This is a genomic window from Actinokineospora lacus, assembly GCF_053813445.1.
The window spans coordinates 205,883-228,928 of sequence record NZ_JBQERA010000011.1; the positions used below are offsets into that span (position 1 = coordinate 205,883).

Here is a 23,046-nt window from a genome sequence, read left to right on the forward strand (position 1 = left end):
GGAGCCCAGCGCGATGAGCAAGCCACCGCAGTCGTCGAAACTGGTGTCCAAGTCGTACGACCTGGCCTACAAGGTCGGGTACGCGCCGTGGGACTCCGGCCCGATCATGCCCGAGCTGGTCGACCTCATCGAGGGGCCGGACCGGCTGGCCCCGGGGCGCGCGGTCGACCTCGGCTGCGGCACCGGCACCAAGTCGGTGTACCTGGCCCAGCACGGCTGGACCGTGACCGGGGTGGACATGTCGCCCGAGGCGGTGAAGAAGGCGATGGCCAAGGCGGCCGAGTCCGAAGTGGACGTGCGGTTCCTCCAGTGCGACCTGCTGGACGACCCCGCGGCCGCGATCGGCGGGGAGTTCGACTTCCTGCTGGACTTCGGCTGCGCGCACAGCCTGCGCGACGAGGCCAAGGCCCGCTACGCCGAGGGCATCGCGGGCTTGGCGGCGCCCGGCGCGACGCTGGTCCTCTACGCCTTCACCAAGGGCCCGCTCAGCGTGCGCCCCGCCGAGGTCGACGCCGCCTTCGGCCCGCACTGGGACCTGGTCTCGGCGACCCCCGGCAGCGTCCGGCGCACCCCGGACGCCGGGCCGACCTGGTACCGCATGACGAGGCGGCCGTGAGCCACGCCATCACCGAACCCCTCGACCTGGCGGACCCGGCGCTGATCGCCGACCCGTACCCGGCGTACACCCGCCTGCGCGCCGACGGCGGCCTGCACCGCTCGTCGCGCTGGGACGCCTGGTTCGTCACCGGCCACGAGCTGTGCCACGAGGTCTTCTCCGACGCGACCCGCTTCGACGCGGTCGGCCAGCCCTTCCTGCGCATGCTCCAGGCCGAGGTCCTGCGCGGCGGCACGTCGTGGCGCACGCCGTCGGCGCCGCCGTCCCCGGACGGCGCCGCGCGCACCGCGGGCAGGCGCACCACCGGCCGGGCGCTGGGCAGCCGGTTCGTGGACACGCTGTGGCCGCGCTTCGAGGAGGACTGCCTCGCCACCGCCGCGACGCTGTTCTCCCCGGGCTCCGGCGCCGACCTGGTGCGCGACTACGCCATCCCGGTGGCCACCCGGCTGCTGGCCGACCTGATGGCGGTCGGGGCCGCGGACCTGCCGGTGTTCGCCGCGTGGGCCGAGAGCGGCTACGGCGGGACGCCGTCGCGGACCGCGGTCCGCGACGTGCGGCACCTGCTGGCGCAGCAGGCCGTCAGCAGGATCTCCGACCCGGTCGACGACTTCGTCGGCCACTTGGTCGCCAACGCGGGCGAACTCCCGGGCGGGCGCCCGGGGGTCGGCGCACACCTGGAGTTCGTGCTGGGCACCGGGCTGATGGTCTCCATGGTCACCCACCAGGGGCTCGTCCTGAGCTTCAGCACGCTGCTGAACGCCCTGCTCGCCCACCCGGAGCAGCACGCCGCCGTGCGCGCGGACCCGAAGCTGATCCCCACCGCGGTCGAGGAGGGCCTGCGCTACGACTCCTCCACGCAGGCCCTGGGCAGGCTCTGCCGCGCGGAGACCGAGCTGGGCGGCGTGCGCGTCCCCGCGGGCAGCCTGCTGGTCTGCGTGACCGGTTCGGCCAACCGCGACGAGCGGCAGTGGCCGCACGCCGAGCGCTTCGACGTCACCCGCCCGCTGCGCTCCAGCGGCAGGCACCTCTCCTTCGGCCACGGCGCGACGTCCTGCCTGGGGGCCGCGATGTCGCGACGCGCGCTGGGGTACATGCTCGCGTCCCTTGTGGAGCACGACCTCGTCCCGGCGGCCGGGCCCCAGCCGTTCGGGGAGTTCATGACGAGGGGATTCGTCTCGATGCCCATGGCGGTGAGGTGACCGTGCGGACCCTTCCCCAGGGGCTGGAGCACCGCCCCGACACCGGCCAGTGGGTCGTGCGCACCCAGGCGCTGGCCGACATCGCGCTGCGCGACCCGCACATCGGCATGTCCCTGGACCCCGACCGGCGCGGCGTCGCGCTGCCCGGACCGGACGAGGTGCCCTCCGTCGCGCAGTTCTTCGAGCTCTGGTACCAGCGCGGGGCGAACCACCCGGCGTTCAGCAAGGCGCTGCGCGGGGCGTACAGCGCCGCGGCGATCGCGCCGTTCACGCCGGTCTTCGAGCGGATCGCCGGGGGCCTGGGCGCGGCGCTGCCCGCGGAAGGCGACCTCGTCGAGTCCTTCATCTCCCCGTACTGCCTGGGCAGCACGTTCGCGTTGATGGGCTTCCCCGAGGCCGAGTGGCCGCGGCTGGGCAAGGCGTACCACGTGATCATGTTCGTGATCCGCCAGCGCTTCCGCGGCGTGCTCGAGCTGCCGCGGCGCCAGCAGGACGCCTTCACCGCGACCATGCGCTACCTGCGGGCCGCGGTGCTGGCCGCGCAGGCCGCGCCCGAGCCGACGCCGCTGGTCCGGGCCTTCACCGACTACGCCGCGACGGCCCAGGACTCGGTGTGGGCCGACGTGGCCACGATCGGGCAACTGCTCGCCGCCGGGGTGCCGCAGGTCAACACCGGGGTGGGCGTCTCGATCAGGGCCCTGTTCGCCGACGGCCTGCTGGAGCGGGTCCGCGGCGGCGAGGTCACCGTCGAGCAGGTCGCGGAGGAGGCCATGCGGCTGGCGCCGCCGTTCCTGGTCGTTGCTGGGTGGACCACGCAGACCTGCGACTGCCTCGGCGTGCGGCTGCCGCCCCGCACCCCGGTCCTGGTCGACATCGCCGCGGTCAACACCGACCCCGAGCACGTCGAGCGGCCCACCGAGTTCTGCCCGGTCCGGGGGCGCGGCGCCAACATCACCTTCGGCAAGGGCGCGCACTACTGCCTCGGCGCCACCAGCGCCCGCGCGCAGGTCGCCGCCGCCCTCACCGCGCTGGCCGGGACGGGCCCCCTCGGCATCGGTCCCGTGGCCATGGACGACGACGGCTTCTCGCAAGTGCTGCGGGCCATGCCGTACCGCAGGTAGGGGGAGCGGTGTGCCCAACCGCCGCGTGTGGCGGACGCCGTGCGGGAACAGGCCACGCGGAATAGCCGACCGCTGAATTGGTGACCTCCTTCACCCGAACCACGCACCCCGCGACTGTACGGGTTGACACGGTGTAACCGGATGCACTAGGCAGGGGATTGCGGTCAAAGGCGTTCACAAACCGCCGTCTCGACTTCCACTTTTTGTGGCAGACTCGGGATCGCCGCTGGGCCCACCGGCCGCAGCGGGTCGCCGTGAGGGAGTTGGGGGCGCTTTGGAGATCAAGATTCTGGGGCCGCTTGATGTACGCCATTGCGGTGTTGCCATCGTTCCGTCCGCGGCCAAGCCGCGGATAATCCTGGCACTGCTGGCCGTGCATGCGAAAACCGTTGTTCCAGTGGACGCGCTGGTCGCCGAACTCTGGGGTAAAGAGGTTCCGCGGAGCGCGAAACCGGTCGTTCAAACCTATATCATGCATTTACGGAAACTGGTCGACTCGGTGCTGCCGGGCGCCGCCGTCGGCAAGAAGCTCGTCGCCACCCGCCCGGGCGGGTACATGCTCGACGCCGACGAGGCCAGCGTCGACATGTGGAACTTCGACCAGCGCGCCGCCGCGGGCCACCGGGCCAGGGAGGCGGGTGAGCTGACCGAGGCGTCGCAGCACTTCGCCGAGGCGCTGAGCCTGTGGCAGGGCCGCCCGCTGCTCGACATCCAGACCGGTGAGTCGCTGTCCTTCCAGGTCAAGCGGCTCGAGGAGGCCTGGCTGAACGTGCTCGACCGCAAGATCGAGGTCGACCTGCGGCTGGGCAGGCACCACGAGCTGCTCGGCGAGCTGACCGCCCTGGTCGCCCGTCACCCCACGCACGAGGGCCTGTGCGCGCACCTGATGCTCGCGCTGTACCGCTCGGGCAGGCGCCCCGAGGCGCTGGAGGTCTACCGCAGGCTGCACGCGCGGATGGTCGACGAGCAGGCGCTGGAGCCCTCGCCCGCGCTGCGCAGACTGCACAGATCGATGCTGGTCTCCGATCGGGGCTCGGCCGACCTCACCGATCTGTGGCAAGGCGCGGGCGGTCGTCAGGTCGCCCCCGCGACCGGACGTTTCGGCGGAATCTCCCCCGAGCTCGCGGCGATGCCGTGGAACGCCCATCCGGTCGAGACGACAACGGCCGCCGGTTCCTGGCGGGCGTGATCCAGGACCGAAACCGTCCGGGTCGGATCACGGCGGTCGGGCAATCCCGGTGAGGCAGAAGTATTTGAGGCGTCAAGCAACTGGCCGCGGGATCACGCTTATACGGCCAATATAATCGTGCTCTAAAACCGCTCTCGGGCGGATGGGGGTCCAATAAACGTTCTCCGGGCGTCGGCCGTTTCGCTGCTACGGTCGGCGGGGTCGGGATGTGAACTAATTCCGACGCTTTGTCCAGTTCGAGAAATGTCGTTCGACAGACCGTTCCGCACGCGAGGGAAAGCGTCTCGATGGCCCATCTGCTGTTTCTGAGTTCGGCGGCACACGGTCGGGTGATTCCGGCACTCGCGGTGATCGCCGAATTGGTTGCCCGCGGCCACCGCGTGGACTGCGTCGTGGCCGACGGGCTGGCCGACGTGGTGGCCGAGACCGGCGCCCGGGTGGCCGGCTACCACTCGGTGCTCGCCGGGATGGGCCCCACCGGCGGCGGGGACTCCCCACCGTTCGAGCTGTTCGCGCGGGAGGGCGCGGCCATGGCCGAGGCCGCCAGGGCGATCACCGCCACCGGAGCGGCGCACGCCCGACCTGGTGTGCCCGGTCCTGATTTGGTCGTCTATGAACAGCTCGCCGCGCGCACCGGCCGACTGCTCGCCGCCGAATGGGGGTGCCGGGCCGCCCAGCTGGTCCCGGTGTTCGCCTCGAACGAGCAGTTCTCGCTGGCCGAGCGGATGATGGCCACCGCGGGCGTCACGGCGGGCGCCCCCGCGGTCCGGCCGCCGCGGCCGGTGGTCGAGGACCTCAACGTGGTGTTCCTGCCCCGGGAGTTCCAGCTCGCCGAGGAGACCTTCGACGAGCGCTTCGCCTTCGTGGGCCCCTCGGTGGGCCGCCGGGCGTTCCTGGGCGCGTGGACCCCGCCTGCAGCCGGGGTGCCGGTGGTGCTCATCTCGCTGGGCACCATGTTCAACGGCAGGCCGGACTTCTTCCGCGCCTGCGCCGAGGCGTTCACCGGCACGCCGTGGCACGCGGTGATCTCCGTCGGGCAGCGCGTCGACCCCGCCGACCTCGGTCCGGTCCCGCCCAACGTCGAGGTGCGCCGCTGGGTGCCGCACCTCGACGTGCTCGACCACGCCCAGGTGTTCCTCACCCACGGCGGGGTCGGCAGCGTGATGGAGTCGTTGTACGCCGGGGTGCCGATGGTCGTCGCCCAGCACCCGCTGGACCGCCAGCTCACCGGCGCCCGGGTGGCCGAACTCGGCCTCGGCAGGCTGCTGCCGCCCGAGGAGGTCAGCGCCGGGTCGGTGTACGCGGCGGTCACCGAGGTGGCCGCCGACACCGCGACCCGGGCCAGGGTCCAGGAGATGCGGCGGCGCGCCAGGGCCGCCGGGGGCGCGCCGAGGGCCGCCGACGTGATCGAAGCCCACATCGGGCGAGCCGACTAGACCAGGAGACGATGTGGAACAGGCTGTGGTGAACGGGCTGACCGGGGAGCTGATCCGGGCCGCGGGCGGCGGGGCCGCCGACATCGCGGACCTGGTGGGCCGCGTCGGGCTCGCCGACCTCGCCCCGGTGCTGGCCGCCGAGCTGGGCTTCCGGGCCGACGCCCCGCGCAACGGGCTGCCGGTGCTGGTGGAGGTCGCGCTCACCCACGGAGCCGAGACGCTCGTGCACCGCCTCCGCGTGGTGCGCGACGAGCCGGTCGCCGTGGTCGACGGCGCCGGGGAGAGCGTCGCGCTGCGACTGACCTTCGAGGCCGCCGACCTGATCGGCCAGCTGTTCGGCCCGCCGAGGGAGCGCCCCGCGGGCGCCTGCCGCATCCGGATGTGGCCGGACCCCGAGCGGATGCGCGCCGAGGACGGCCCCGAGCTGGTGGCGGCGGGCAACGCCGCGGCCGAGGCGGTCCTGCCCGCGTTCTCCGGCAAGCGCCCCGATCTCGGTGAACTCGCCGTGCGCTACCGCTCGGACAAGTGGGGCGGCATGCACTACTTCACCCCGCACTACGACCGCCACCTGCGCGATCTGCGCGGCGAGGCCGTGCGCGTGCTGGAGATCGGCGTCGGCGGCTACACCCACCCGGCCTGGGGCGGCGGGTCGCTGAAGATGTGGAAGCGGTACTTCCCGCGCGGGCTGGTCTTCGGCATGGACATCCACGACAAGTCCGGGCTGGACGAGCCGCGCGTGCGCACGCTGCGCGGCGACCAGAACGACCCGGCGTACCTGGCGGCGATGGCCGCCGAGCACGGGCCCTTCGACGTGGTCATCGACGACGGCAGCCACGTCAACGAGCACGTGCTGACCTCATTCCGCGCGCTGTTCCCGCACGTGCGGCCGGGCGGCTTCTACGTGGTCGAGGACCTGTGGACGGCCTACCGCGCGGGCTGGGGCGGCGCGGACAGCCAGGACTCCCCGCCGCACACCTCCGTCGGCCTGCTCAAGTCCCTTGTGGACGCCATCCAGTACGAGGAGCACCCGGCGGGCGCCGACCCGGGCGCGGTCGCCCAGAGCGTGGTGGGCGTGCACGTCTACCACAACGTCGCGTTCGTCGAGAAGGGCCACAACGCCGAGGGCGGGGTGCCGCCCTGGATGCCCGGCAGCTACGACGAGCTGATGGACACCTTCCCCAAGGGGGACGCCTGATGTACTGCACGATCATCCTCTGGGACCTGTCGATGTCCGAGCAGACGGTGGAATCGCTGCGCGAGTACCTGCGCGACTACGCCGTCGACGCTTACTCCACAGTGGAGGGACTGCGGCAGAAGGTGTGGGTGTCCTCCACCGGCCCGGACGGCGAGACCTGGGGCGCGGTGTACCTGTGGGAGAACGCCGAGTCCATCTACGGCCGCCCGCCCGGGGTCTCCAGGGTCAAGGAGCTGATCGGCTACATGCCGACCCGGCGCAGCTACTTCAGCGTCGAGGCCGCCACCGAGGGCGCGAGCGCGCTCGGCGCGCTGGCCGCCGGGATCGGCCTGGCCTACGAGGGCGGGCCGCCGCTGGCCCCGCCGGTCGAGGTGCCCTACCGCGGGGAGGTCTCATGACCCCGTGGGGACCGGTCGGGGAGCTGGTGCTCGCCGTCGGCGGCCGCGACGAGCAGCTGCTGGCCGCGGTCGACGGGATCGGGCTGAAGCAGACCGCCGAGGTGGTCGTGGCCGAGCTGCTGCTGCGCTGCGAGCCGCCGTCCGGGCTGCCCGACGGGTTCGCCATCGGGTTCGAGCTGACCCACCGCGAGGACACCGTCGCCCACGTGTTCCGCTTCGGCGACGGCGCCTGCGCCGCCGAGCCGGGCTGGGCCGACGGGCTGTGCACGCTGAGCTTCGCCGTGGAGGACATCCTGCGCGCGCTCTACGGCCCGCCGCTGGACCGCCCCCCGGTGAGCCGCACGCTCCGGGTCGAGAAGGTCGCGGGCGGCTTCGCCGGGGTCCAGGCCATCAGCCGGGCCACCGCGGCGCTGCTGGCCGCGGCCTCGGACACCCGCGCCGACCTCGACCAGCTCGCCACCCGCTACGGCTCGGACAAGTGGGGCGGGATGCACTGGTACACCCCGCACTACGCGCGCCACTTCGAGCGGCTGCGCGCGGAGCCCGTGCGGATGCTGGAAATCGGGATCGGCGGCTACACCGACCCGGCCAGTGGTGGCGCGTCGCTGCGCATGTGGCAGCGCTACTTCCGGCGCGGCCTGGTGTACGGGCTCGACATCGTGGACAAGACCGCTGTCGAGAGCCTGCGCGTGCGCACCATCCAGGGCGACCAGGGCGACCCGGACTCGCTGCGGGACATCGCCGCCCTCGGGCCGCTGGACATCGTGGTCGACGACGGCAGCCACCGCAGCGAGGACGTCATCGCCTCCTTCACCCACCTGTTCCCCGCGGTCCGACCGGGCGGCTACTACGTCATCGAGGACCTGCACACCTCGTACTGGCCCACTTTCGGCGGCGACACCGACCTCACCTCGCCGAGGACGACGGTGGGGTTCCTGAAAACCCTGCTCGACGGCCTGCACCACGAGGAGCACCGGCCCCAGCCCAGCTACACCGACCGGCACGTCACCGGTGTCTTCTTCTACAACAACATCGTGTTCATCGAGAAGGGCCACAACCAGGAAGGCGGCGTGCGGATGAAGCACATCGGCATCCCCACCGGGCGGAGGGACGGGCAGTGACCACATTGGCGCGGACCGACACCGCGGAGGCCTACCTCGACCTGCTGGCCAGGACGGTCACGAACCTGATCTACCAGGACGCGCCGATCTCCTCGGAGTGGCAGCCGGTCAAGGACTTCGTGCTGGCCACCCGCGAGCGCGGCAACGACTGGCCGAGCGTGGCGCACACGATGGTCGGCATGCGCCGCATCGAGAACCTGCGCCACTGCCTCGACCGCGTCCGCCTCGACGGGGTCCCCGGCGACATCATCGAGACCGGTGTCTGGCGGGGCGGGACGTGCATCTTCGCCCGCGGCTACCTGCGCGCGCACGGCATGACCGACCGCGCGGTCTGGGTGGCCGACTCCTTCGAGGGCATCCCCGAGGTGGGGGAGGACGGGCACCTGCTCGACCGGGGAATGCGGCTGCACACCGCCAACGACGTGCTGGGCGTGTCGGTGGAGAAGGTCAAGGCCAACTTCGAGCGCTACGGGCTGCTCGACGAGCAGGTCCGGTTCCTGCCCGGCTGGTTCCGCGACACCCTGCCCACCGCGCCGATCTCCCGGCTGGCGGTCCTGCGGCTCGACGGCGACCTGTACGAGTCCACAATGGATGCCCTGGAGAGCCTGTACCCGAAGCTCTCGCCGGGCGGGTACGTGATCGTCGACGACTACCTGATCGCCGCCTGCGCCCAGGCGACCCACGAGTTCCGCGACCGCATGGGCATCACCGACGAGATCATCCGCGTGGACGACTGCGCGGTCTACTGGAGGCGCAGTGCCTAGCGGCTGCCCGGTCGACTCGACCTACCCGTTCCCCCGCGAGCACCCGTTCACCCTGCCCGCCGAGTTCATCACGATGCAGCGGGAGGCGCCGGTCTGCCCGGTGCGCACCGCTGACGGCCGCGAGGTCTGGGTGGTCACCCGCTACGACGACGTCCGGGCGGTGCTCAGCGACCCGCGGTTCAGCCGCCGTCCGCCGGGCGCCCGCCCGAGCGGCGGAGGCGCGGCCCGGTTCACCATGTCCATCGCCGAGGGCGCCGGGCACGCCCGCTGGCGGCGGATCGTGAACAAGGCGTTCAGCGCCCGCCGCGCCGAGGCCATGCGGACCAGGGTCGGCGCGCTCGTCGACGAGGTGATCGAGGACATGGCCGCGCGGCCGCTGCCGGTGGACTTCATGGCCGAGTTCGCGGTCACGCTCCCGCTGCGGGTCATCTGCGCGCTGTTCGCGGTGCCGGAGTCCGACCGCCCGCAGGTCGAGGCGTGGGCCGACGGCCTGCGCATGGCGAGCGGCTCGCTGGCCGGGTTCGGCGCGGCGATGGAGTCGCTGGGGGAGTACGCGGCCGAGCTGGTCGCCAAGCGCCGGATCGAGCCGGGGGAAGACGCGCTGAGCATCCTGACGCGCACCCCGGACGACGACGGCACCCTGCTCACCGACGACGAGCTGGTCTCCTCGGTCCTGCTGCTGGTGGTCGCCGGGTACGAGACCGTCGCCGTGCAGTTCGGCAACGCCCTGCTGGCGCTGGCCTACCACCCCGAGGAGTTCGACCGGCTGCGCCGCGACCCCGCGCTGATCGAGCACGGCGTCGAGGAGATCCTGCGGTACGCCCAGTCCGGCACCGGCTACTCCGGCGCCACCTTCGCCACGGTGGACGTCGAGCTGGGCGGGGCGCGGATTCCCGAGGGGGCGACCGTCTACGTCTCCATCGACTGCGCCAACCGCGACACCGGCCACTTCGAGCACCCGGAGCGCCTCGACCTCGACCGGGACTCCGCGCGCAGGCACCTCGGCTTCAGCAGCGGCCCGCACTTCTGCGTCGGCGCGGCCTTGGCCCGCGTCGAGCTGCAGGAGGGCTTCGGCCGCCTCCTGCGCCGCTTCCCGGACCTGCGGCTTGCGGTGCGCCCGGACGAGGTCGTCATGGCGAGCAACCCGTTCAACCACTACCCCAAGACGCTGCCCGTCACCTGGTGAGGACGAAAGAGTCCACTGAGGACATATTATAATGGAATGTGCCGGTCTTTGTGCCGGTTTGCTTTTCCTGCCGTGAAAGTGTTCGTTCCTTTGGCGTATCGACGCTCTCTCGGGGACGCGCTTATGCTCTCGCCATCGGTTTTGCCTTACCCAGGGCGGGAGGTGATTCGTCATGCGCAGCGTCGAAGCCCGCGATGTGCGAGAGGTCTGATCCACCACCGGACGTGGCTACGGACCTCGTAGCCACGTCCTGCACAGCAGGAGCCCTGATGCCGCTGAATCCGCAGGTCAGCCTGATGCGTGAGCGACGGGTCCGCGACCGGGCCACCCCGCTCTACGAGATGACGCTGGCCGAGGCGCGGGCCGCGGACCTGAAGTCCATTCAGGACGGAGCAGGCGCACCGGAACCGGTCGCCGAGGTGACCGAGCGCGATATTCCCGGACCCGGTGGCGCCCTGCGCATTCGAATCCACCGGCCGACAACCGGCAGGCTGCCGGTGCTGGTCTATTTCTTCGGCGGCGGCTGGACCCTGGGCACGATCGATACCGCCGACCCGATCGCCCGGCGGCTGGCCGTCGCGGCGGGCTGCGCGACCGTGTCCGTCGGCTACCGGCTCGCCCCCGAGCACAAGTTCCCCGCCGCCGTGCACGACTGCCACGCCGCCGTGCGGTGGATCGCGGAGCACGCCGACGAACTGGACCTCGACGGCGGCCGCATCGCCGTCGGCGGGGACAGCGCGGGCGGCAACCTCGCCGCGGCGGTGACCCTGCTGGCCCGCGACAGCGGCCCGACCCTGGCCCACCAGCTGCTGGTGTACCCGAACACCGAGTACGGCGCGGACACCGAGTCGATGCGGGAGAACACCGACCGGTACCTGTTCAACCGCACCTCCGTCGCCTGGTACTGGGACAACTACCTGGCCTGCCCGGCCGACGGCGCCGACCCGCTGGCCTCCCCGCTGCGCGCGGCCGACCTGTCCGGCCTGCCGCCCGCCACCGTGCTGACCGCCGAGTTCGACCCGCTGCGCGACGAGGGCGAGCGCTACGCCGAGCGCCTCGCCGCCGCCGGGGTGCCCACCGCGCTGACCCGGTACCCCGGGATGGCGCACGGCTTCTTCGCCATGTTCGGCACGGTCGACACCGCCCGGCAGGCGGTCGCCGACGCCGCCGCCCGGCTGCGGGCGGCGCTCGGGTGATCGACCCGGCGGACCTGCACCACAGCCTCGCCGACCCGCTGCTGTCGGCCATGACCTTCCTCAACGAGGTCACCCACCGCTTCCCCGACGCCATCTCCCTCGCCCCGGGCAGGCCCCACGAGGGACTGTTCGACCCGGACCTGATCGTCGAGTACCTCCAGACCTACCGGGACCACCTGCGCCAGGACCAGGGGATGGACGCCGCGGCTGAGCGGACGGCGCTGTTCCAGTACGGCCGCACCAACGGCCAGATCCACGGCCTCATCGCCCGCACCGTCGCCAACGACGAGGACATCCACGTCCCGCCCGAGGCGGTGGTGGTCACCGTCGGCGCGCAGGAGGGCCTGCTCCTGGTGCTGCGCGCCCTGTTCACCGGCCCGGACGACGTGCTGCTGGTGAGTTCGCCGTGCTACGTCGGCATCACCGGCGCGGCCCGGCTGCTGGACATCGTGCCCGTGCCGGTGCCGGAAGGGCCGCTCGGCCCCTCGGCCGACCGGGTCGCCGCCGCGGCCGCCGCGGTCCGCGCGGACGGGAAGCGCCCGCGCGCGCTGTACGTGGTCCCGGACTTCGCCAACCCCTCCGGCGCGAGCATGGCGGTGCGGGAGCGGCGGCGGCTGCTCGACGCCTGCGCCGCCGAGGGCATCCTGGTGATCGAGGACAACCCGTACGGGTTCTTCACCGCCGGGGACGTCACCGTCCCGACCCTCAAGGCGCTGGACACCCGCCAGGCCGTCATCCACGTCGGCTCCTTCGCCAAGACCTGCTTCCCCGGCGCCCGCCTCGGCTACGTGCTGGCCGACCAGCCGGTCGGCGACCACCTCCTCGCCGACGAGCTGGCCAAGGTCAAGAGCATGACGACGGTGAACACGCCGTCGCTGAGCCAGGCGGTCATCGGCGGGCTGCTGCTGCGCTCCGGCTGCAGGCTGCGCGCGGCCAACGCAGGCACCATCGCCTTCTACCGCGCCAACATGAGGCTCCTGCTCGCCGAGCTGGCCCGGCACTTCCCGCCGGGCGGCGGTGTGCGCTGGAACGCCCCCGGCGGCGGGTTCTTCGTGGTGGTGACGGTCCCGTTCACCGCGGACGAGGCCGCCCTGGAGCGCTGCGCGCGCGAGCACGGCGTCCTGTGGACCCCGATGAGCGCGTTCCACCTCGACGGCGGCGGCGCCGACCAGCTGCGCCTGTCGTGCAGCTACGTGGACGCCGGGCAGCTGGTGGCGGGTGTTTCCCGGCTGGCGGGGTTCATCGCGGCGGAGACGGCCTGAGCAGGGTGCGGTCGACGTCGGCGAGGGTCGGCCTGCCGCAGAGGGCCAGGCACTCGGCCAGTTCCGCGCGCAGCAGGCCGAGCACCGCGGCGACGCCGTCGGCCCCGGAGTGCGCCAGCCCCCACAGCACCGGCCGTCCGAGGAGGACCGCGCGGGCGCCCAGCGCGAGGGCCTTGACGACATCGGCCCCGGTGCGCACGCCGCCGTCGACCACGACCGGCACGCGGTCGGCGACCTGGTCGGCGATCTCCGCCAGCACGTCCAGGGTGGCGGGCGCGCCGTCGAGCTGGCGGCCGCCGTGGTTGGAGACCACGATCGCGTCCACCCCGTGGGCGAGCGCGGCCTCGGCGTCCTCGGCGGTGAGGATTCCCTTGAGCACCAGGGGAAGGCGGGTCCGCTCCCGCAGCCAGGCCAGGTCCGCCCAGGTGATCGTCTGGTCGAACTGCTCGCGGGAGTGCCGCTCGATGGCCGAGGTGCCCGCCTCGGCCTGGTGGCTGGCGGCCATCACCGAGGTGTCGAGGTTGACCGCGCGGACGTCGGCGGGGATGGTGAAGCCGTTGGCGATGTCGCGCGGCCTGCGCGCGACCGTGGGCGCGTCCACGGTCAGCACCAGGGCGCCGTAGCCCGCGTCCTCCGCCGCGGCCACCAGGTCGAGCAGGACGTCGCGGCGGCGCAGCCAGTACAGCTGCATCCACAGTGGACCCCTCGCCGCCGCGGCGATCTCGGCGAGGCCGGTGCTGGCGAACATGCTGACGACGAACAGCGCGCCCGCCGCGCCCGCGGCGGTGGCCAGCTCGCCGTCCGGGGCGACCAGGCGGTGGTACGCCATGGGGGCGACGCCGATGGGGGCGGCCAGCTCGGCGCCCAGCAGCGTGGTGCCGGTGTCGCACCCGGACACGTCGACCAGCACCCGGGGGCGCAGGGTGTGGCGCTCGAAGGCCGCCCGGTTGGCCCGCAGCGTCCATTCCGCGCCCGCGCCACCAGCAATGTAGTCCCACACGGCGGGGTGGAGAGCGCTTTCGGCCGCGGCGGCGAAGTCGTCGATTCGCACTGCATTCACCTTGGCTGGTCCATTCGGTCGTACCGGCGGTTCCGTTCGATGGCCGAGGAAATTATCGCACCCATTGTGCGCGTGCGGAAAAAGAAGGTCCCTACGGGCTGGTAATGGGGCGACCGTACGAGCGCCTGCTAGTCCTTTCGGCTGGCATTGACTGGTGTGCGCCGGTATGTAAGTGTTCCCTCCTACCAGCATGGATACCGAATCAGCTGTCCCCTGTCGACCGGTCGAACAAGGTCGTGGTCTGCGATGAACAATGCCGGTCTAATCTGTCCGGCGATCCCGCCGCGCGTGGGGGAATGGGTGGACGACGCCCTTCTCGACGGCCCTGGTCAGGACCGCTGCCTGCGTCTCGGCGATTTCGTCGACCGGGCGGGACTGCGTCGACTGGTGGCCGAGAGGGAACAATTCCTGAAAAGTGCCGGTCTGGGTCCGGGCGGCACAATCGCATTGCGCGTCCCGCCCTCTCTGGCCTATGTCGGCACCCTCTTGGCCGCCTGGCGGCTGGGCGCGCAGGTGAGCCTGCTCGACCACCGCCTCACCCAGCGCGAGGTCGACCGCGCGCTGGAGCGGGTCGGCGCTCAGTACGTCGTGGAGGCGACGGCGGTGCGCGGCCACCGGCTGTGCGGCTACGCCGACGTCGACACCGAACTCCGCGCCCGTCCCGGCGGCTCGCCCGCGACCACCGCGCACGCGCTGGTGCAGTTCAGTTCCGGGTCGACCGGCCCGTCGAAGGTGATCGCGCGCACCGCCGAGGACCTGGTCGCCGAACTGGCCCGCTACGACCGGCTGCCGGAGTTCCCCCGCCGCGGGGAGCGGGTGGTGCTGCTGGCGTCCATGGTGCACGTCCTCGGCCTGGTGGGCGGGCTCCTCAACGCCCTGCACACCGGCGCCGAGCTGGTGCTGCCGCGGCGGCTCACCGCGGAGGGCGTCCTGGCCGCGGTCGGCGATGGCGCCCCGACCACCGTCATCGGCGTGCCGTTCCACGCCGAGCTGCTGACCTCGGGCGCCGCGGGGCCGGTTCCCGCGCTGCGCCGGATGATCGTCGCGGGGGAACTCGTGCGGCCCGAGGTGCCGCCGCGGTTCCGGGAGCGCTTCGGTGTCCCGCTGGGCACGATGTACGGGATGACCGAGGTCGGGGTCATCGCGACCGACCTCTCGGGCGGGCTGTGGCCCTCGGTCGAGCTGACCGAGGGGCTGCGGGCCAGGGTGGACGGCGGCGAGCTGTGGATCTCGCTGGCCGAGTCCCCGTACCTCGGCCTGTCCGACCCGACGCGGTTCGCCGAGGGCTGGCTGGCGACCAGGGACGCGGGCCGGGTCGAGGGGTCCCGGCTCACCGTCCTGGGCAGGCTGGACTCCCAGGTCTCCCTCGGCGGGCTGAAGGTCGACCTCACCGAGGTGGAGCAGACCCTGGCCGGGCTGGCGGGTGTGCGCGAGGCCGTCGTGCTGTTCGACGGCGGCATCCGGGCGTACGTGGCGCTCGACGGGGATTCCACAGTGGACGACGTGGCCGCCGCGCTCGCCGTCGAGCTGGCGCCGTTCAAGCGCCCGCGCGAGATCGTCGCGATGGCGGCGCTGCCAAGGACGGCCACGGGGAAGATCGTCCGCGACGCGGCGGTGCTGCGGGCGCGGGAGGACCGGATGGAGGGTGAGCGATGAACGAGCGGCTCCGCGAGTTCGTGGTCAGCGCGCTGGCCGAGATGAACTACGACGTCAGCGAGGTCACCGGCGACACTGAGCTGGGCCCCGCGGGCCTGGACCTCGAGTCGCTGGCCCTGGCCGACCTCGCCGTGCAGGTCGAGGACGAGTACCACATCAAGTTCGGCGACGACGACATGGAGACGCTGGCCCTGATGACCCTGGACGAGTTCACCGGCGCCTTGGCGGCGCGGCTCGCCCCGGCGACCTGAGATGCTTCCCGAGCGCGCCGACGTGGTGTCGATGCTCGCCGAGTACGGCGACCGCGACCCCGGCGAGGTCGGCGAGCGGCTGGACTCCCTTGAGCTGACCTGGCTGCTGGCCCAGGTCGAGCGCCGCTACGGCGTGGAACTCGACCTGACCGACGAGGTGTTCGCCGCCATGACCACCGTCAGCGGGGCGGTCGGCGCCCTGCGGGCGGCGATCACGGAGGCCGCCGGTGCCTGAGGTGGTCGTGACCGGCGCCGCGCTGCGCACCGGCTTCGCCGAGGGCGCCTTGGTGGCCGACGGGTTCGCGGGCATTCCCGCGTTCGGCCCGCTCACCCGGTTCGACACGGCCGGGTACCGCACCGACCAGGCGTCGGTGATGCCCGCCCCATCGTCCCTTGTGGACGAGCTGATCGGCGTGATCGAGGAGGCGGGACCGCCCGCGGACACCCCCCTGCTGCTGGCCGCCCACGCGGGCGCGGACAACGCCGCCGTCGCCGATGCGGTGGCGGGCCGCCTCCGCACCCGCGTGGCGCGCACGTACACCGGCGCCTGCGTGGCGGCGAGCACCGCCGTCGCCGACGCGGCCGCGATGGTCGCCCTCGGCCGCGCCGACCGCGTCACCGTGGCCGCCGGGTACCTGGTCGAGCCGGACATGTTCGCCACCTTCGACGCCGGGCGCGCGCTGGCCCGCGACGGCCGCGTCCGCCCGTTCAGCCTGGGCAGGCAGGGCATGGTCCTGGGGGACGGCGTGGCCGCCGTGGTGGTCGAGTCCGCGCCCGCCGCCCGCTCCCGGGGCGCGGCCGTGGTGGCGCGCCTGCCGGGCTGGGGCAGGCGCGGCGACGCCTACCACGTGGTCCGCCCCCGCCCCGACGGCTCCGGCCTGGCGGGCGCGATCTCCACCGCGCTGTCGCGGGCCGGGCTGTCCCCGGAGGACATCGGCTACGTCAACGCCAACGGCACCGGGACCGGGCACAACGACGCCGCCGAGGCCGCCGCCCTGCGCCACGTCTTCGGCACGGTCCCGGTCAGCTCCACCAAGTCCGTCCACGGCCACACCCTGGAGGCGTCGGGCCTGGTGGAACTGGTGGTCACCATCCTGGCCCTGCGGTCGGGCCGCCTGCCGGTGAACGCGGGCTACCTGGGCCAGGACCCGGACTGCGCGCTCGACGTCGTGCTCACCCCGAGGACCACCACCTCCGGGCACGCGCTGACGGTCAACACCGCTTTCGGCGGCGCCAACACCGCCCTGCTGGTCGGTGCCCCATGACCACCACCGTCACCGGCCGGGCCGTCCTCGCCGAGGCCCACTGGCCAGAACACCCGGGCACCCCAGAACACCCGGGCACCCCAGGGCACGTGGGCAACCCAGAGCACGTGGGCAACACAGTCCCGCCGATCGCGGGTTTCGTCGTCTCTGCCTTCAGCCCGATGGTCGCCGAGGTGGCCCGCCGGTGCCTCGGCTTGGCCCCGCCGACCCCGCGGACCGGCATCGTCCTCGCCAGCGCCCGGGGTGACACCGCGACCGCGCGCGCCATCACCGAGGCGGTCACGGCGGGCAGGCGGGTGCCGCCGCTGCTGTTCTTCCAGTCCAATCCGAACGCCGTGCTCGGCCACATCGCGGCGCTGCACGGGCTGGTCGGCCCGCTGGTGTGCACCAGTCCCACCGGCGACCCGCTGGCCGACGCGCTGGCGTGCGCCGACCTGCTGGCCGCCGACGCCGACATGGGCGCTGACATGGGCGCGGGCATGGGCGCTGACCTCGACGCCGTCCTGGTCATCGTCGCCGACCTGGCCGCCGAACCCGGGGAAACCGACCACGCGCACGCGCTGCTGGTCACCGCGATGGGAGCCGCATGACGAACACCAGGGCCCACCTGGCCAAGGACCCCACCGTGGGCGCGGGGAACGTGCTGACCACGCTGGTCGAGCGCGGCGTCGGCCTGGACCGGCCCGCGTTCACCTTCGACACCGACACCGACGGCGTCCCCGCGTGGACCGCCCTCACCGTCGGGGTCCTCGACGAGCGCGTCCGCGCCCGCGCCGCTGCCCTGCACGCCTTGGGCATCCGCAGGCGCGACCCGGTCGCCCTCACCGCGACCAGCGCCGCGGACAACATCCTCACCTTCCTGGCCCTGGCCCGCATCGGCGCGATCCCGGCGCTCGTCAACGCCAAGGTCCCCGCCGACATCGCCGCCCTCTACATCGGACGCCTCAACGCCGTGGGGTTCCTCGCCGACGCCGAGCGCCGCGCCGCGCTCGCCGACCACGGGATGACCGCGCTGGCCCCGATCGAGACCCTCGGCGCCGCCGACCCCGACGACGCGCCCGCCCCGTACCGCTTCCACGGCGACGACCCGGTGGCCATCACCCACTCCTCGGGCACCACCGGCGTGCCCAAGGCCGTCGTGCACTCCCACGCGAGCCTCTACGCCGCCAACCGCCACCGCCTGCGCCTGCCCAAGGCCCAGGGCACCGAGCGCATCCTCTCCGCGCTGCCCGCCCCGCACGCGGCCACCCTCATCGCGCTCAACCTGGCGCTGTCCATCGACAGCCAGCTGCTGGCCCTGTCCAAGCAGAGCGGCACGTCCGTCGTCGACGCCGTCGAGAGCTGGCGCCCGAGCGCCGTGCTGGGCTTCGCCGCGACCTGGTCGGACTTGGCCCGCGCCGACCTGCGCGGCCGGGACCTCGACTCGGTGTCGCTGTGGTGGAACACCGGCGACTGCGCGCACGAGGCGCACATCCGCAGGCTGATCTCCCTGGGCTACCGCGAGGTCGCCACCAGGGAGGGCAGGCGGCGCAGGCCCGGCTCGGCGTTCATCGACGGCTTGGGCTCCAGCGAGATGGGCCACTCGCACTTCTTCATCACCCACACCACCGAGACCAGCCGCTACGGCCGCTGCATCGGCAAGCCGCACGCCTTCGCCGAGACCGCCGTCCTCGACCCCGACGGCGCCGAGCTCCCGCCGAACACCGTGGGGGAGCTGGGCACCAAGTCGCCCACCCTGTCCCTGGGGTACTGGAACGACTCGGCCACCACCTACCGGACCCGCGTGCGCGGCTACTTCTTGACCGGCGACCTCGTCTACCGCGACGAGGAGGGCTACTACTACCACGTCGACCGGCTCGTCGACACCGTCGACCTCGGCGGCGGGAAACGCCTCCACACCGCCATGTCCGAGGAGCGCGTGCTCATGGCCTGCCCCGACGTGGCCGACTGCACGGTCGTCGCGGTCAGGGTGGACGGCGCGGTGGCCACCGACGTGCTGCTCCAGCTCGACGCCGCCGCCGATCCGGCCGCCGACCGCGACGCCGCGATCCGCGCCGCGCTGGGCCCGGACGTCGCCGCCACCGTCCGCCAAATCCTGGTCGTCGACGACGAACACCTCCCGCTGGGGCCCACCGGCAAGGTCCGCAAGGTCGCCTTGCGCGCACAGGCGCGGCGGCCATGAGGGCCACCGCGGCGATCACCGGGATCGGCCTGGTCACCCCGGTCGGGCGCAAACCCGATGACGTGTTCGACGCGCTGCGCACGGGCCGCACCGGCCTGTCCGCGCCACCGGAGGGCCACCCGCTCGCCGGGGTGCTCGCCGCGGCCGGGATCGCCCCGGACATCGCCGCGAGCGAGGTGCTGCCCGCCAGGGAGGCCCGCGGGGTCGACCGGTTCGTGCTCCTGGCCATGGCCGCGGCCGACGACGCCATCGCCGACGCCCGGCTCACCACCGCCGACGCCGACCCCGAGCGGGTCGCGGTCGTGGTGTCCACCGGCGGCGCGGGCCTGGAGACCTACGAGAACCACGCCGCGGCCAGGCGCGGCGGCAAACAGGTAAGCCCGTACCTGCTGCCCGGGATGCTGGCCAACATGGCGGCCGCCCGCATCGCCATCAAGCACGGCTTCCGCGGCTACAGCTCCTGCATCGCCACCGCGTGCGCGGCGGGCGCGCAGTCCATCGCCGAGGCGGTGCGGCTGATCCGCGCGGGCGAGGCCGACGTCGTCGTCTGCGGCGGCAGCGACACCGCCCTGCACCCGACCGTCGCGGGCGCCTTCGCCAACGCCTGGGCGCTGGCCAGGGGGTTCGCCGACCCCGCGGCGGCGAGCAGGCCCTTCGACGCGGGCCGCAACGGGTTCGTGCTCGGCGAGGGCGCGGGGGTCTTCGTCGTCGAGCGGACCGCGCACGCCGACGCCCGCGGCGTCCCCGCCTACGCCGAGCTGCTCGGTTGGGGCGTCACCACCGACGCCCACCACCCGACGACACCGCGCCCGGACGGCTCCGGCGCCGCCGCGGTCATGCGCCGCGCCATCGCCGACGGCGGGCTCGTCCCGTCCGATGTGGACTACGTCAACGCCCACGGCACCTCGACCAAGCTCGGTGACGCCGCCGAGGCGACGGCCATCCGCGCGGTGTTCGGCGCCGACGGCGGCCCGGCCGTCAGCTCCATCAAGGCGCTGACCGGGCACATGCTCGGCGCCTCCGGCGCGGTGGAGGCGGCCGCGACCGCGCTGTCGGTCGCCACCGGGGTGCTGCCGCCCACCCACAACCTGGACGACCCCGACCCGGGGTGCGCCCTCGACCACGTCCGCGGCGGCGCCCGCGCCACCACCGTCCGCGCCGCGCTCACCAACACCTTCGCCTTCGGCGGCCACAACGTGAGCCTGCTGATCGGCCCCGCGTCCACCCGACTGGCCCGCTTCCAGCACAGCAGAGGTTGATGATGCGCGTACACGACATCGATCACGTCGAGTTCCACGTCGCCGACGCCGACGGCGTGGCAGCCCAGCTGTGCGCCGAGTACGGGTTCCGGGCGCTGGGCGCCCTGCCCGAGCGGCCGGACAGCCGCTCGGTGCTGGTGGGCCAGGGCCGCGTCCTGATCCTGCTCACCGAGGGCCGCGCCCCGGACCACCCCGCGACCGGCTACGTCGACCGCCACGGCGACGGCCTGGCCATGATCGCCCTGGCCACCGACAACCCGGTGGCGGCCTTCGCCGAGGCCGAGCGCCGCGGCGCCGCCGTCGTCGGACCGGGCCGCATCCGCGGGTTCGGCGACGTGGCGCACGAGTTCGTCCGCCCTGGGGCGCTGCTGGAGCGGGTGGGCCCGGCCGTGGCAGGCGGGGCGCCGCTGGACCTGCTGGTGGCCGTCGACCACGTGGCCGCGTGCGTCCCGCCGGGCGAGCTGGTCCCGACGGTCGCCTACTACGAGAAGGTGCTGGGGTTCACGGAGATCTTCGAGGAGCGCATCGTCGTCGGCGGGCAGGCGATGAACTCCAAGGTGGTGCAGAGCGCCTCCCGCGAGGTCACCGTGACCCTGCTCGAACCGGACGCGACCGCCGAACCCGGCCAGATCGACGCGTTCCTGGCCGCGCACTCCGGTCCGGGCGTGCAGCACCTGGCCTTCCGCACCGACGACATCGCCACGGCGGTGCGCACCCTGGCCGAGCGCGGTGTGCGGTTCCTGGCCACCCCGGCCGCCTACTACGAGGAACTGGAGAGCGCGGGCGTGCCGGTGGAGCAGCTGCGCGAGCTGAACATCCTGGTCGACCGCGACAGCGAGGGCGAGCTGTTCCAGATCTTCACCCAGACCACCCACCCGCGGCGCACGCTGTTCTTCGAGGTGATCGAGCGCATGGGCGCGCTGACCTTCGGCAGCGCCAACATCAAGGCGCTCTACCGAGCCGTCGAACGCGAGCAGGCCCGCGCGGCGCTGCCCGCAGGAGGAGCCCGATGACCACTGAGCTGACCTTCGACCTGACCGCGGCGGAGCGGGCGCTGCTGCCGACCGACGCCGAGGTCGCCGAGTACGCCCGCGACGGCTGGTACCTGACCCGCAAGCTGTTCACCGACGACGAGGTGGACGCCCTCGTCGAGGCGACCGAGCGCTTCTACGCCGGTCACACGGACCGGACGCTGCCCGTGCGCCCGCCGAACCTCGCCTACTGGACCCCGGAGGACGGCGATGTCCAGCGCCACAACGACTACGTGCACTACGAGAACGACGAGATCGCCGCGATCCTGCGCAAGCCGCTGATCGGCGCCGTGGCCGCCCGCCTGGCCCAGGCCGAGGAGATCCGCGTCTGGCAGTGCACCCTGATCTACAAGCCGCCGCGCCCGGACGAGCCGAGCAACCGGGTGCCCTGGCACATGGACCGCCACTACTGGCAGAACTGCACCTCCGAGGACATGCTCACCGCGTTCATCCCGTTCCACGACTGCGACGAGCGCTTCGGCACCATCACCATGGTCGACGGCAGCCACCGGTGGGCCGAGCTGCCCGGCGACGACTCCACCCGCCACTTCGCCCACCGCGACCGCGACGAGCTGGAGCGGCTGCTCTCGGCCAACGCCGCGCACAACGGCGCCGAGGTGCGCAAGGTGCCCATGCTGATCCCCAAGGGGCACATGAGCTTCCACCACTGCAAGACTTACCACGGCAGCGGGCCCAACCTGGCCGACGTCCCGCGCCGGGCGCTGTCGATGCACCTGCAGGACGGCGCGAACCGGCACCGCCCGTACCGCAAGCCCGACGGCACCCCGGTCGGCTACAACCACGACGTCCTGGTCCGCCGCGACGCCGACGGGCTGCCCGACTACACCGACCCGGACTACTGCCCGGTCCTCTGGAGGTCCTGAGTGGACTGGGACTGGGCGGACCCCGCGGCGCTGTCGGCCAGGATGGACGCCTTCACCGAGGGCCTGGCGGAGTGCGGCGAGCTTGAGGAGGTGCCCGCGGAGTTCCCGCTGACCCGCGAGGCGCTGGCCGGGCTCGGCATCACCGGCGTGGAGTTCGCCGCGTTCCGCACGTCGCACCCCGCCGGGCTCGGCAGCGACCTGGTGGGCCTGCGCGGCCCCACCGGGTCGACGGAGCCGGGCAGGCTGTACCGGGTCGACGGCGGCGCGCACTTCACTCAGATGAACGTCTGCGCGCCGCTGCCCATCGCCGACGGCGCGCTGGACTGGGTCTACGCCGAGCACCTCGTGGAGCACGTGAACCTGGCCGAGGGCATCGGCTGGCTGCGCGAGGTGCGCAGGGTGCTCGCCCCCGGCGGCCTGCTCCGGCTGACCACGCCCGACCTGGCCGCCTACATCGCGGGCTACGCCGAGGACAGCCGGTTCTACGCCAAGCACCGCCGCCGCGTGCGGATGGCGCTGGGCGATGTCGCCCCGCCGATGCCCGAGCGCCGGGCGTTCATGCTCAACCAGATCTTCTACCTCTACGGCCACCGCTGGATCTACGACGCCGACGAGCTGGCCCACGCCCTGACCGAAGCCGGGTTCCGCGCCGGGGCCATCACCACGCGCGCGTATCGGGAAGGCGCGAGATCAGACGTCGCCGCGCTCGACCAGACAATTCGCAATGACGAGACCATCTATGTGGAGGCCATCGCGGACTGAATACGCGGGAATT

General features: G+C 73.0%; 23 protein-coding genes. 22 read left to right on the forward strand and 1 reads right to left on the reverse strand.

The annotated features are described in order from the left end of the window. The first annotated feature begins 13 nt into the window (after positions 1–13). From ACTG9Q_RS25670 to ACTG9Q_RS25725, 12 genes are all read left to right on the forward strand, one after another. Positions 14–616 (forward strand): class I SAM-dependent methyltransferase, encoded by a 603-nt coding sequence (locus tag ACTG9Q_RS25670; RefSeq protein ID WP_455575452.1) that lies wholly within the window; start codon positions 14–16, stop codon positions 614–616. Then, a complete protein-coding gene (locus ACTG9Q_RS25675) occupies positions 613–1,815 on the forward strand; it encodes a cytochrome P450 (RefSeq protein ID WP_455575453.1) in 1,203 nt (400 codons plus the stop codon). The genes ACTG9Q_RS25670 and ACTG9Q_RS25675 overlap by 4 nt, the downstream gene beginning before the upstream one ends. Before the next feature lie 2 nt (positions 1,816–1,817). Further along, the gene (locus ACTG9Q_RS25680; protein WP_455575454.1) at positions 1,818–2,936 is read left to right on the forward strand and encodes a cytochrome P450; all 1,119 of its coding nucleotides are present in this window, start codon (positions 1,818–1,820) and stop codon (positions 2,934–2,936) included. Positions 2,937–3,141: 205 nt separating this feature from the next. Continuing rightward, complete coding sequence (locus ACTG9Q_RS25685) at positions 3,142–4,125, forward strand: AfsR/SARP family transcriptional regulator (protein WP_455575455.1); 984 nt, start codon at positions 3,142–3,144, stop codon at positions 4,123–4,125. A 329-nt stretch (positions 4,126–4,454) separates the two neighbouring features. Continuing rightward, a complete protein-coding gene (locus ACTG9Q_RS25690; protein WP_455575456.1) occupies positions 4,455–5,561 on the forward strand; it encodes a macrolide family glycosyltransferase in 1,107 nt (368 codons plus the stop codon). A gap of 13 nt (positions 5,562–5,574) precedes the next feature. Then, entirely contained in the window at positions 5,575–6,756 is a 1,182-nt protein-coding gene (locus ACTG9Q_RS25695; protein ID WP_455575457.1) for a class I SAM-dependent methyltransferase, read from the forward strand. Beyond that, the gene (locus tag ACTG9Q_RS25700; protein ID WP_455575458.1) at positions 6,756–7,154 is read left to right on the forward strand and encodes a hypothetical protein; all 399 of its coding nucleotides are present in this window, start codon (positions 6,756–6,758) and stop codon (positions 7,152–7,154) included. Before ACTG9Q_RS25695 ends, ACTG9Q_RS25700 begins: the two co-directional genes overlap by 1 nt. Further along, on the forward strand, positions 7,151–8,275 hold the full coding sequence (locus ACTG9Q_RS25705; protein ID WP_455575459.1) for a class I SAM-dependent methyltransferase: 1,125 nt from the start codon (positions 7,151–7,153) through the stop codon (positions 8,273–8,275). The genes ACTG9Q_RS25700 and ACTG9Q_RS25705 overlap by 4 nt, the downstream gene beginning before the upstream one ends. Then, positions 8,272–9,039: a TylF/MycF family methyltransferase gene (locus ACTG9Q_RS25710; protein WP_455575460.1), complete on the forward strand. Its 768-nt coding sequence runs from the start codon at positions 8,272–8,274 to the stop codon at positions 9,037–9,039. The genes ACTG9Q_RS25705 and ACTG9Q_RS25710 overlap by 4 nt, the downstream gene beginning before the upstream one ends. Next, the gene (locus ACTG9Q_RS25715) at positions 9,032–10,225 is read left to right on the forward strand and encodes a cytochrome P450 (protein ID WP_455575461.1); all 1,194 of its coding nucleotides are present in this window, start codon (positions 9,032–9,034) and stop codon (positions 10,223–10,225) included. The genes ACTG9Q_RS25710 and ACTG9Q_RS25715 overlap by 8 nt, the downstream gene beginning before the upstream one ends. 269 nt (positions 10,226–10,494) lie before the next feature. Next, positions 10,495–11,421 carry an alpha/beta hydrolase gene (locus ACTG9Q_RS25720; RefSeq protein WP_455575462.1) on the forward strand — a complete coding sequence of 309 codons (927 nt, stop codon included), beginning with the start codon at positions 10,495–10,497 and terminating at the stop codon, positions 11,419–11,421. Further along, positions 11,418–12,683: an aminotransferase-like domain-containing protein gene (locus tag ACTG9Q_RS25725; protein ID WP_455575463.1), complete on the forward strand. Its 1,266-nt coding sequence runs from the start codon at positions 11,418–11,420 to the stop codon at positions 12,681–12,683. The genes ACTG9Q_RS25720 and ACTG9Q_RS25725 overlap by 4 nt, the downstream gene beginning before the upstream one ends. On the opposite strand, the gene ACTG9Q_RS25730 is transcribed toward ACTG9Q_RS25725, so the two are convergent. After that, positions 12,661–13,734: an alpha-hydroxy acid oxidase gene (locus tag ACTG9Q_RS25730; RefSeq protein WP_455575464.1), complete on the reverse strand. Its 1,074-nt coding sequence runs from the start codon at positions 13,732–13,734 to the stop codon at positions 12,661–12,663. The genes ACTG9Q_RS25725 and ACTG9Q_RS25730 overlap by 23 nt on opposite strands. Positions 13,735–14,043: 309 nt before the next feature. Here ACTG9Q_RS25730 and ACTG9Q_RS25735 point away from each other — a divergent pair, with 309 nt between their 5' ends. From ACTG9Q_RS25735 to ACTG9Q_RS25780, 10 genes are read left to right on the forward strand one after another with little or no spacing between them, the layout of a single operon-like run. Continuing rightward, on the forward strand, positions 14,044–15,399 hold the full coding sequence (locus tag ACTG9Q_RS25735; protein ID WP_455575465.1) for a class I adenylate-forming enzyme family protein: 1,356 nt from the start codon (positions 14,044–14,046) through the stop codon (positions 15,397–15,399). Further along, entirely contained in the window at positions 15,396–15,650 is a 255-nt protein-coding gene (locus ACTG9Q_RS25740; RefSeq protein ID WP_455575466.1) for a phosphopantetheine-binding protein, read from the forward strand. The genes ACTG9Q_RS25735 and ACTG9Q_RS25740 overlap by 4 nt, the downstream gene beginning before the upstream one ends. A gap of 1 nt (position 15,651) precedes the next feature. Continuing rightward, entirely contained in the window at positions 15,652–15,885 is a 234-nt protein-coding gene (locus ACTG9Q_RS25745) for a hypothetical protein (protein ID WP_455575467.1), read from the forward strand. After that, a complete protein-coding gene (locus ACTG9Q_RS25750) occupies positions 15,878–16,915 on the forward strand; it encodes a beta-ketoacyl-[acyl-carrier-protein] synthase family protein (RefSeq protein WP_455575468.1) in 1,038 nt (345 codons plus the stop codon). The genes ACTG9Q_RS25745 and ACTG9Q_RS25750 overlap by 8 nt, the downstream gene beginning before the upstream one ends. After that, positions 16,912–17,505 (forward strand): hypothetical protein, encoded by a 594-nt coding sequence (locus ACTG9Q_RS25755; protein ID WP_455575469.1) that lies wholly within the window; start codon positions 16,912–16,914, stop codon positions 17,503–17,505. The genes ACTG9Q_RS25750 and ACTG9Q_RS25755 overlap by 4 nt, the downstream gene beginning before the upstream one ends. After that, positions 17,502–19,097, forward strand: coding sequence for a class I adenylate-forming enzyme family protein (locus ACTG9Q_RS25760; RefSeq protein ID WP_455575470.1), 1,596 nt, complete (start codon positions 17,502–17,504; stop codon positions 19,095–19,097). The genes ACTG9Q_RS25755 and ACTG9Q_RS25760 overlap by 4 nt, the downstream gene beginning before the upstream one ends. Then, positions 19,094–20,356 carry a beta-ketoacyl-[acyl-carrier-protein] synthase family protein gene (locus ACTG9Q_RS25765; protein WP_455575471.1) on the forward strand — a complete coding sequence of 421 codons (1,263 nt, stop codon included), beginning with the start codon at positions 19,094–19,096 and terminating at the stop codon, positions 20,354–20,356. The genes ACTG9Q_RS25760 and ACTG9Q_RS25765 overlap by 4 nt, the downstream gene beginning before the upstream one ends. Beyond that, positions 20,356–21,369 (forward strand): 4-hydroxyphenylpyruvate dioxygenase, encoded by a 1,014-nt coding sequence (gene hppD, locus ACTG9Q_RS25770; protein ID WP_455575472.1) that lies wholly within the window; start codon positions 20,356–20,358, stop codon positions 21,367–21,369. Before ACTG9Q_RS25765 ends, hppD begins: the two co-directional genes overlap by 1 nt. Further along, positions 21,366–22,271, forward strand: coding sequence for a phytanoyl-CoA dioxygenase family protein (locus ACTG9Q_RS25775; RefSeq protein WP_455575473.1), 906 nt, complete (start codon positions 21,366–21,368; stop codon positions 22,269–22,271). Before hppD ends, ACTG9Q_RS25775 begins: the two co-directional genes overlap by 4 nt. Next, positions 22,272–23,033 (forward strand): class I SAM-dependent methyltransferase, encoded by a 762-nt coding sequence (locus tag ACTG9Q_RS25780; RefSeq protein WP_455575474.1) that lies wholly within the window; start codon positions 22,272–22,274, stop codon positions 23,031–23,033. It begins immediately after the preceding gene. Positions 23,034–23,046: the final 13 nt, after the last annotated feature.